The 8,490-nt window shown below is 60.2% G+C and carries 12 protein-coding genes; 5 read left to right on the top strand and 7 right to left on the bottom strand.

Features of this window, described 5'->3' with window-relative positions; translation table 11 throughout:
* A partial coding sequence (locus tag AX724_RS24555) for a hypothetical protein (RefSeq protein WP_231736715.1) occupies positions 1 to 184 on the bottom strand: 184 nt, incomplete at its 3' end.
* 308 nt (positions 185 to 492) lie between these two features.
* Here AX724_RS24555 and AX724_RS16130 point away from each other — a divergent pair.
* A complete protein-coding gene (locus tag AX724_RS16130; protein WP_066768171.1) occupies positions 493 to 2,268 on the top strand; it encodes a hypothetical protein in 1,776 nt (591 codons plus the stop codon).
* 646 nt (positions 2,269 to 2,914) lie between these two features.
* Positions 2,915 to 3,433: a hypothetical protein gene (locus tag AX724_RS16125; RefSeq protein ID WP_066768169.1), complete on the top strand. Its 519-nt coding sequence runs from the start codon at positions 2,915 to 2,917 to the stop codon at positions 3,431 to 3,433.
* 137 nt (positions 3,434 to 3,570) lie between these two features.
* Here the strand turns inward: AX724_RS16125 and AX724_RS16120 are convergent, their stop codons facing one another.
* The 3 genes from AX724_RS16120 to AX724_RS16110 form a co-directional block, all read right to left on the bottom strand.
* Positions 3,571 to 3,810, bottom strand: a complete 240-nt coding sequence (locus tag AX724_RS16120) for an acyl carrier protein (protein ID WP_066768168.1) — start codon at positions 3,808 to 3,810, stop codon at positions 3,571 to 3,573.
* A gap of 81 nt (positions 3,811 to 3,891) precedes the next feature.
* Positions 3,892 to 4,197 carry an alkylphosphonate utilization protein gene (locus AX724_RS16115; RefSeq protein WP_066768176.1) on the bottom strand — a complete coding sequence of 102 codons (306 nt, stop codon included), beginning with the start codon at positions 4,195 to 4,197 and terminating at the stop codon, positions 3,892 to 3,894.
* Complete coding sequence (locus tag AX724_RS16110) at positions 4,197 to 4,484, bottom strand: helix-turn-helix domain-containing protein (RefSeq protein WP_066768166.1); 288 nt, start codon at positions 4,482 to 4,484, stop codon at positions 4,197 to 4,199. The genes AX724_RS16115 and AX724_RS16110 overlap by 1 nt, the downstream gene beginning before the upstream one ends.
* A 320-nt stretch (positions 4,485 to 4,804) precedes the next feature.
* Here AX724_RS16110 and AX724_RS16105 point away from each other — a divergent pair, with 320 nt between their 5' ends.
* The 3 genes from AX724_RS16105 to AX724_RS16095 are packed head-to-tail and all read left to right on the top strand — an operon-like array spanning position 4,805 to position 6,596.
* A complete protein-coding gene (locus AX724_RS16105) occupies positions 4,805 to 5,023 on the top strand; it encodes a hypothetical protein (protein ID WP_066768163.1) in 219 nt (72 codons plus the stop codon).
* On the top strand, positions 5,020 to 5,685 hold the full coding sequence (locus AX724_RS16100; protein ID WP_066768161.1) for a YoaK family protein: 666 nt from the start codon (positions 5,020 to 5,022) through the stop codon (positions 5,683 to 5,685). The genes AX724_RS16105 and AX724_RS16100 overlap by 4 nt, the downstream gene beginning before the upstream one ends.
* Positions 5,682 to 6,596, top strand: coding sequence for a fused MFS/spermidine synthase (locus AX724_RS16095; RefSeq protein WP_066768159.1), 915 nt, complete (start codon positions 5,682 to 5,684; stop codon positions 6,594 to 6,596). The genes AX724_RS16100 and AX724_RS16095 overlap by 4 nt, the downstream gene beginning before the upstream one ends.
* Positions 6,597 to 6,610: 14 nt before the next feature.
* Here the strand turns inward: AX724_RS16095 and AX724_RS16090 are convergent, their stop codons facing one another.
* The 3 genes from AX724_RS16090 to AX724_RS16080 are packed head-to-tail and all read right to left on the bottom strand — an operon-like array spanning position 6,611 to position 8,485.
* Positions 6,611 to 7,483, bottom strand: a complete 873-nt coding sequence (locus tag AX724_RS16090) for a TonB family protein (RefSeq protein WP_231736713.1) — start codon at positions 7,481 to 7,483, stop codon at positions 6,611 to 6,613.
* A complete protein-coding gene (locus tag AX724_RS16085) occupies positions 7,480 to 7,902 on the bottom strand; it encodes a YbaN family protein (protein ID WP_066768157.1) in 423 nt (140 codons plus the stop codon). The genes AX724_RS16090 and AX724_RS16085 overlap by 4 nt, the downstream gene beginning before the upstream one ends.
* The gene (locus AX724_RS16080) at positions 7,886 to 8,485 is read right to left on the bottom strand and encodes a biliverdin-producing heme oxygenase (RefSeq protein WP_066768155.1); all 600 of its coding nucleotides are present in this window, start codon (positions 8,483 to 8,485) and stop codon (positions 7,886 to 7,888) included. The genes AX724_RS16085 and AX724_RS16080 overlap by 17 nt, the downstream gene beginning before the upstream one ends.
* Between the last annotated feature and the right edge of the window lie 5 nt (positions 8,486 to 8,490).

The following is an 8,490-nucleotide window of genomic DNA, read 5'->3' as shown; positions in this document are numbered from 1 at the left end:
GATGCCGAAATTGGCGGTGGCCCAGATAAGCTACACCACGTCCCGGGACGCGATCATAAGTGGGCTCGGTGGTGACCTCGGTATTGCCCTCACCGCAGGTTTGGCCACCAGAGACCATTTTGATTTCGGAGATCGTTAATTCTCGGGCAAGCAGTGAATGAATCGATCGAACAGAACCGGACATAAACAGCTCCTGTCTTGCGAGTAGCCACTGGTGTGGCACAGGAAGGATATTTATTTTTGCAAGTGCAAGTCAAACGGATTCACCATGCAAGCAATATTGAATAATGATTACCTTCCAGGTAACCTTCATTCCGACTGAAAAGACTGCATTGTCATCCAACTTTGAACAGGCATGAAATGCTCCGGAATCCCTTTGTCTCCTTTTCAGGGAGTGGCGCTTTGATGCGCTGGAAAAGGCGGTGCGAGTCATGCATACTCCAACTCTATCAACCTTGAGCGCGCGTAGCGCTGGATCGCGAGGCTTAATGCATGCCGATCGGACGTTGGTCTTGCCTGAGCATCGCTGCATTGCTCGCGCAGTCGTTGTTGGTTGCAGCGTCAGCACTCGGCGCTCAGGCAGATGAGGTCGCCCGTGCTTCCGTCGGCGGGAAGGCCGATCCCGATATCGTCGTCACGGCGCAAAAGCACGCGCTGAAGCGTAGCGGGTGGAAACGGGCCGAAACCGATCACGTCGTCATCTTCAGCGACGGAAGCGAACCCGAACTGGTCCGGATCGCGGGCAATGTCGAGCGGCTGCACGCGCTGATGACGCGGCTTTACGGCGCCGCCGGACAGCAAGATGGTGCGCCGAAGCTCGAAATCACCCTGTTCGGTTCTCGCGGCGATCTGGACGAATTGGGCCTGCGAAACATCCGCGCGGAAGAAGGTCCCTACGCCAGGAGCTTTTCGGACCAACGCTATTATGATCCTCGCGCGGACGGCGCAGTGCTGGCGGTCGCCCGCAGCGACCAGCTTGTCGATCTCAATACCAGCCTTGCCCACGATCGTTTCTGCGAGGATTTGGCCGCCCAAGGCACGGACTGCATCGGAAAGAGGGAGCCCTATCTTCCTCCGGTAGTGAGGCCCTGGGAATCGGTCGTCTACTCCGCTTTCGCGCAGCACTTCATCCTGTCTAATGTTCCGGCTCCCTATCCTCGCTGGTATCTCGATGGGATAGGCGCGCTGTTTTCGACGATCGAGGCCAGAAAAGACGGCTCGCTCGATTATGCCAAGCCGCCCGAACTCTCTCGTCAGGTCTTCCGCTCCTACGGCGACGTGAATGCCCGGGACGTTCTGACGGGCGGCTATCTTGATGCGCGATCGCGCCGGATGACCTGGACCCCTTACCATGCCTGGCTGATCACGCATTTCTTCGTATTTTCTAATCCCAAGCCGGCGCTGCAGGCGCAGTTCGCCCAATATATGGCCGCGATCCGACAGGGCGCGTCCCTGGCTGAAGCCGCCCTGGTCTTCAAAGACCCCGGGAGGCTCAATCGAGAGATAATGGGTTACGCTTCGAGAGCGAAGGCCTATGCGACCGCCGCGCCATCCGGTGTACAGGGAGCGCCGTCAGTGACCATGCTTTCGCCGGTCCAAGTTACCGCGCTCAAGGCGAGGCTCCGGCTCGGCAATCTGCCACCGCCCGATGCTTCCGCCAGCCTGCTGAACACCGACCAATCTCGAACTGCCGCGCTCGCTTGGATATCCGCGGTGCGGGCGGAAGCGAGCAAGGTGCCTTTAGATGTCGGCGCGATGCTGGTGGCTACGGAAGCGGAGTGCCGTGCTGCGCTTGCCCGCGAATGCCGCGGCGATGCCGAACGCATTTTGACCCGGGCCCCCCGGAACGCCCGGGCGCTGGCATGGAAAGGCATTGCTCAGACAGACGAGGCCTTAGCCGGCCCCGCCGATGCCCGCGAAAGCGCTCTGGCCGCGGCGCGCGAGACTATCGGTCGCGCGCTGCAAACCGATCCGCGCGATCCTGTTGCTGCGATCGCCAATTTCCAGAGCTACGCAAGAGCTGGCGCGAAAGTACCGGATAGCGCGCTGGCCATCCTCGCCAAAGTCGCCGCAGCGGTTCCGGGAGCACCTACACCCCGGGTACTCCTGGGCAGCGAGTTGGTTCGCCAGGGTAAGTCCGATCTTGCTCGCAAACTTCTGGGGCCGGTGCTCTACGGTCCATATGACTCGCCCGAAAAGAAGGCGGCGCAGGCCATGCTATCGGCCTCGGCCTCTACTGTCGGAATGTCCACCCGTGCCGGCGGATAGGCGCATGACCTAAGCACCCCGCGCGTCATGGCCCACCTATGCGCTGGCCGCGTCGACTATGGTTGAATGACCCTGTTGCAGCAAAAAACGACCTCGCCGCAGGCGGCGCCTTGACTTTCTTGACGACAGGGATCCCTCGCTCGTCGCAGCCGAAAAAATATCAGCGGCCGGCCACGATGTGGGCGTGGAGGCTCCAGCAATGATGCTGGCATGCCGAAAACGCCCTTGCTGTTTTGAAATGCGAGTCGTCCAGAGAATATCTGGGCATCGGAATGCCCTCACGCAAAGTCTTTTCCCGGCGTGCTTGCCCATGCCTGCCGACCCGTCGGCAAGCACCATCCACACCAAAGTTGATGTTGCCAGACATGGCGTTTAGCGCGTGGGATTGACCGATAACAGCGTCATACGTTGCAACGCATGGCAGCCTGATCAACCCGGCATAGCCGGAGATCGACGTGGCCGCGCCCTCGATACTACACCACGCAATGGGGCACGGCCGCCTCAGCCACCATTGATTTTGTAGATACGATGCCTCGCCGGAAGGTTGCAGGACTGATATTATGCCAGGCGCAATGAATTTTGAAAATGGTTGTCCAGGATGTCACAGACCAAACCGAGATTAATCGCACCAACAACAGATGCATCCATGCTGGCGCTCGAAGCTTGGCATGTTATTTCTTCCCGCACACGCAACTGCCTGGGCCAGTTGGACAAACCGACCGATCTCGCATCAACCGTAGCGGGGGTTCCTATCGAAAAGATGCAGCTGAGCGATTTGTCTCGTTGCGAACGGGCGGGCATCTTGCGTCTGCCCAATCTTGGCCGGGTCTGCTACTGCGAGATCGCGTCCGTCATGGATCGCTATGGTTGGCGGTTTCACGATCAATGGACCGGTAAACCGGAACCACCGGCACTCGACCTTTTGGGACCTGCGCTCCCCCGTCATCTGCACATGATCGCTCAGGCTGCTGCCAAACGATCGGAAAGATTTGCAATCGGCGAGACGATGCTGCGGCTTAACGATGAGGAAGGCCTGAGCGGAGCGGAAATCGGCAAGCATTTTGGAGTCACAGGCGCAGCAGTCCATGCGAACATCCAGAAAACCCGGCGCATCCTGGATTTGCGGGCCCGCCTACCGCTGCCACCAAGTCCCGCAGTGTCGTGAGGCATTGCACAAAAGCAACTCGAGAAGCGCGTCACCTCAATGAGCGCCACCAGGCATCAAGTGGCTATGCAACGGGACCCGATAATTCTCAGATCGCTTCATGCGGTCCTCGACATGCCCCTCAAGGTTGTCGCGCTTCATCCAGGCTTGGCAGCACCGACATAGCGAATGGCATCCTGTACCGTATCGATCTTCTCGGCATCCGCATCGGGTATCGTAATGCCGAACTCATCTTCGAGCGCCATCACCAGTTCCACGACATCAAGGCTGTCGCCACCGAGGTCATCTAGAAAACTGGCTTCGGGCGTCACCTTGTCGGGGTAGACCCCCATATGCTCGATCACGATTTTGATAACACGTTCGGCGATGTCGCTCATATGGCCTCCTGAGTATGATGTCCGATGTCGGCGGGCCATTTTATGGCTGGCCCCGCGGCGTGTAGCGCCAATGTCTCAGGATCAGCGCTTGCGCACAAATTCGGCGCGCAGCACCAGACCCTTGATGCCATCATATCGACAATCAATCTCCTGCGGGTCGCCGGTCAGGCGGATCGATTTGATGACCGTACCGCGTTTCAACGTCTGATTGGCGCCCTTCACGGTCAGATCCTTGACAAGAGTAACGCTGTCTCCATCCACCAGCGGGTTGCCGACGGCGTCGCGCACCTGGACGTCGACATTTTCCGCCTTCCGGTGAGCCATATCCGCGGCGCTCAGCCACTCGCCGCTCACCTCATCATAGACGTAATCTTCGCCTTCTTTCATCATTCGCTCTCACTCATTTCTCTCATGGTGGCGGAGGAGGCGACTTCCCTCAGGCGCACACCCCGCCCCCTGCCCTGACTGAGTGCATCGTCGCTGATCAGCTCGATGCCCCCTTGCTCCAAAGCTGAAATCACTCTGACGAGAGTATCCACGACACAGCGCACCTGTCCGTCTGAGGCTTCCATGCGCTGGATCGTCGGCACGGAAACACCTGCCAGCGCGGCCAATTCCTTCTGGTCGATCCCGAGCAGGGCGCGCGCCGCCCGCATCTGCTGTGACGTAATCATGCACCTTTATGATGTGTGAGATATCAGAGTTCAACCTTACGATTTGACAATATATATGCTACGGGTGTTTTTCGGTTCAGAGGCAGCGTTGAACACAAAAAGCGATTCAAATGGGTGCGCCGGTGCAAAGGCTTCTGGCAGCAACACGGCTGTAGGCAGGAAGGCCGTCCACTTGTTTCTCAAGCGTTGGCCGCAGTGGCTGCGCGCCGATCTCGCCCCCGCCGATCCATTGCAACGCGAGCAGGCTGAAGATTCGGGGTTGGCGATGACGATGATGGTGTGCCTCGGAGCCCTGGACCGACCTATGACGAGGTGACACCATGAAACTGCGACAGCATGTGAAGGAATTTCTCCTGCTTCAGAATATGATGCTGAAGGATTTCGTTCGGCAGGGCCTGGCCAACCAGTCGCTCGCCACAGAAGACGCGGCGCGATTGAGCCAGGTGGAAGCCCTGAACATTCAGGAAATGGCCAGGTGGGACAGGGATCTGTCAGCTGCGCGCAATGGCATGGTGCCCCCGCAAGAGGGCAATGGATGAACCGATACGATCGTAAGATTTGGGGATTGGCGGCGTGCTTCGCCGCGCTTGCAGGATATGTCGATGCAGTGGGCTTTCTCTATCTCGGCGGTTTCTTCGTCTCGTTCATGAGCGGTAATTCCACGCGCCTTGCCGTCGGCTTGAGCACGCATTTGTCGGATGCGGCGACCGCAGCCGGATTGATCGCATCGTTCGTGATCGGGGTCATGCTCGGTTCGCTCTGTGGCCGGGTCATCCAGCACTCCAGGCACAGCGCGCTCATGTATCTGATCGCAGCCCTGCTCATGATCTCGGCGATCCTCGCTATCATCGATGCCAACTGGGCAGCGGCCGCCGCCCTGGCCATGGCGATGGGAGCGGAAAATGCACTATTCGAGCGCGATGGCGAGGTGCAGATCGGTCTTACCTATATGACCGGGACGCTGGTTAAATTCGGGCAGCGCTTGCTCTCCGCACTGATGGGGGGCGATCGCCTTGGATGGCTGCCCTATCTGCTGCTCTGGGTTGGCCTGGTGACGGGCGCCGTGCTGGGTGCCGTGAGCTACCGCATGGTTGGAAATTCTGCGATCTGGGCCGCTGCTGGCGCGGCATTCCTGCTGGGCTCCTGGCTTCATCATCGACGCGTCCCGCTTGCGGCTTCGATGGCGCAGGCCCGCAAATGACCGATGGGCCATCCCGCTCGGCAGACATCGATCTCGATTTGCTCCATGACTTGGTCTTCGGCTTGCGCCTCGAACGTCCCGAGCCCGGCTCAGCTCTTCAAGGTCGATACCACAGCGCCACGGATATCCCGGTTACGCTTGATGCTCCATTCGGCCCGGCCGGACCAATGTTGTTCAGATTTGGTGATATGCTTTCACTTCTGTTCGGCTGGTCCACCATTCAGAGCGCCATGCGTATCAGCGATCCGGATCACCTCCTGTTCGACTATACGCGCGTGATGATGGGCTTCAGGCTGTTCAGACCCAAGCCCAAACGTATAGAGATGATCGGACTCGGGGGTGGATCGCTGGCCAAGGCCTGTTACCGCTGCTTGCCGGACTGCGATATCACGGTTGTCGAGATTGATCCGGAGGTTATCGCCTTGCGGGAGAAATTCAAAATCCCGCCGGACGACCGTCGGTTTCGCGTGATATGTGCCGACGGCGTCGATTATCTGGCCACGGCAGCGACCCAACCCGACGTTCTCCTCATTGATGGATTCGACGGCAGCGGGCTGCCGCAGGCCCTGAGTGAACAGGCCTTCTATGATAGCTGCCGTGCCCGCCTTGGCGCCGGCGGCCTGCTGGTCGCCAACCTTTGCGACAACTCCAGGGCCTTCGCCACGCTTGTTCGCCGTATCGCCGGGAGTTTCGATGGACGGGCGATCGCCATTCCAGCGGAGCGGCGCGGCAATCGTGTTGTTTTTGCCAGCGCTGACCCTGCCTTCCCTCCCTCGTTCGAGGCACTCAAAAGCGCTGCGCGGCATCTGCCCTCTGGAGACGCGGTTGATTATCCGGTGAAGGCGCGGCGCATCATACCGGCGCTCCGTGGTTGGGTAGAGCTTCAGCCATCTCCGACAATCGGGTGCTAGGTGCATCTCGATGGTCAGCGCAACTTGAATTCCACAGGAATGGTAAGTTCCACAACATCAGGCCGTTCAGCAGGTATCGCCGGCAGCGGTTGGGCGCGCTGAAGCGTATCGAGCGCGGCCTGGTCGAGGTCGAATGAGCCGGATTTCTGCAAGATGGTCGAGGACAGTACCATGCCGGCGCGGTTCATCTTGAACCGAACATAGGCGACGCCTTGCTGGCGGGCAGCGCGAGCGCGGGCCGGATATCGACGGAACCGCTCAAGATGGGCAACGATCACCCCTTCCCAATTGGGCTTCGCCTCGCTGGCAAGCCAGTTGACCGTTGGCGCAGCGATGTTTTTCGGTGCGGTGGTCTCAGGCACGGATGGACCCGGGTCGACAATTTCAACCGGCTTTTGCATGTCAGCCTTGACCGATGAAGTCGTGGGAAGCTGGATGAGAGGAACGGGTAGCATTTCGCGCTTCGGTTCGGGTTTCGCTTCCTGCCTTTCTACCTGCTCGGGGCCGGGAGCCACCTCACGCACAGGCTTAGGAGGGGCGGCCAGCGGCGCCAGATTCACGACCGTCAGCGGCCGCGAAGTCGCAGCGATACGGGGATGCACCACCTTCCACGTGAACAGAGCCCCGGCAAGGACCAACCCAATAATCGAGGCAGTGCCGGCTAATCCGAACAGGCGAGTTCGCCAGTCCGCCGGTTGATCGCAATAGCGGCTAGAGCCGCGCGACATATCGCCGACATGAGGGCATGCCATGGATGGATCGATGGCCCTTCCGCGCTGTGGCGGGATGTCGGGATGATAGGATCGGAAGATGACATGGCCCTCAAAGAGGCCAGGTTCATCATTGGCCGCTGCAAGCTGCGTCCTTCGATAGCTGCCTCGCTTCATCGTAATACTCCCGGCTCTGGACGCCGAACGATCCAAATCGCCCAGAACAGCATGAATGCTACGACCGCGCAGGAGAGGAAAATGCCGGGGCGGAGATGGAACCAGAACAGACCATAGCCCAGCGCCATACCGATACAGGCCGCGATCTTGGCATGGCGCGGTACTGCCCGGTCTGTTCGCCATGCGCGCAAGCTCGGGCCATAGCGGGGATGGTTCAGCAACCATGCCTCGAGCTGAGGCGAGGACCGCGCGAAGCAGGGCAGCGCCAGCAGCAGGAAGTCCGTCGTGGGCAGCAGCGGCACGAAGATGCCCACGAAGCCGATCGCCACCAGCATCACCCCAAGCACGAGCCACCCGGCACGCGCCGCTCGCCCGCGCTGCAGGAGACCGGCCTGCGACGCTTCAGCCAAGACGCGCATCGACATGGGCCTGAACCCGCGCGAAGGCGTTCCGCGCCCCGTCCTCGGCGCGCTTCTCTTCATCGTCGGTAAGTGCGACGGCATCCAGGGCGGCAACGAATGCACGCCAGTGCGGCGCAGGCCCTTCGGGAGCCGGGGCGAGATGGCGCGCACCGAGATCATCGGTCAAGCCGAGCTTTTGCGCTTCCTTGCGCAGCAGGGCCGCACCCATGTTGGAACCTTCGGCTACATAGAGCCAGCCCAGCGCGGTTCCCAAGGCGAGCTCGGCATCGGGAACGAACGCGGGCGATCCCCCGTCCGGCGCTGTGATGCTGAGGTCCTTCATGTCGGCTACGACGAGCGGCAGTCGGCAGCGCTGCGCGAGGTCCGGAAAGGCTGCCTGAAGGCGCGGTTCCGCGTAGAGGGCCGCCACGTCGCGGTGAAAGAGAAACTGGATAGCCAGGAACTGTTTGTACCGCTCGATGCTGGCGAACGATGCTGCCGACATGATCGAGCGATCGACCCCCTCATGAACATCGCTGGTCAGCGCCTTAAGGCGCCTGGCGCGGCTCTCGATCAAGGGTTCGGTGATTGTCGCGGTCATGGTAA

This window comes from Sphingobium sp. CCH11-B1 (genome assembly GCF_001556865.1).
Taxonomy (GTDB): Bacteria; Pseudomonadota; Alphaproteobacteria; order Sphingomonadales; family Sphingomonadaceae; genus Sphingobium.
The sequence above is the reverse complement of the archived record's forward strand: the minus strand, read 5'-3'. Positions and strand labels throughout refer to the sequence as shown.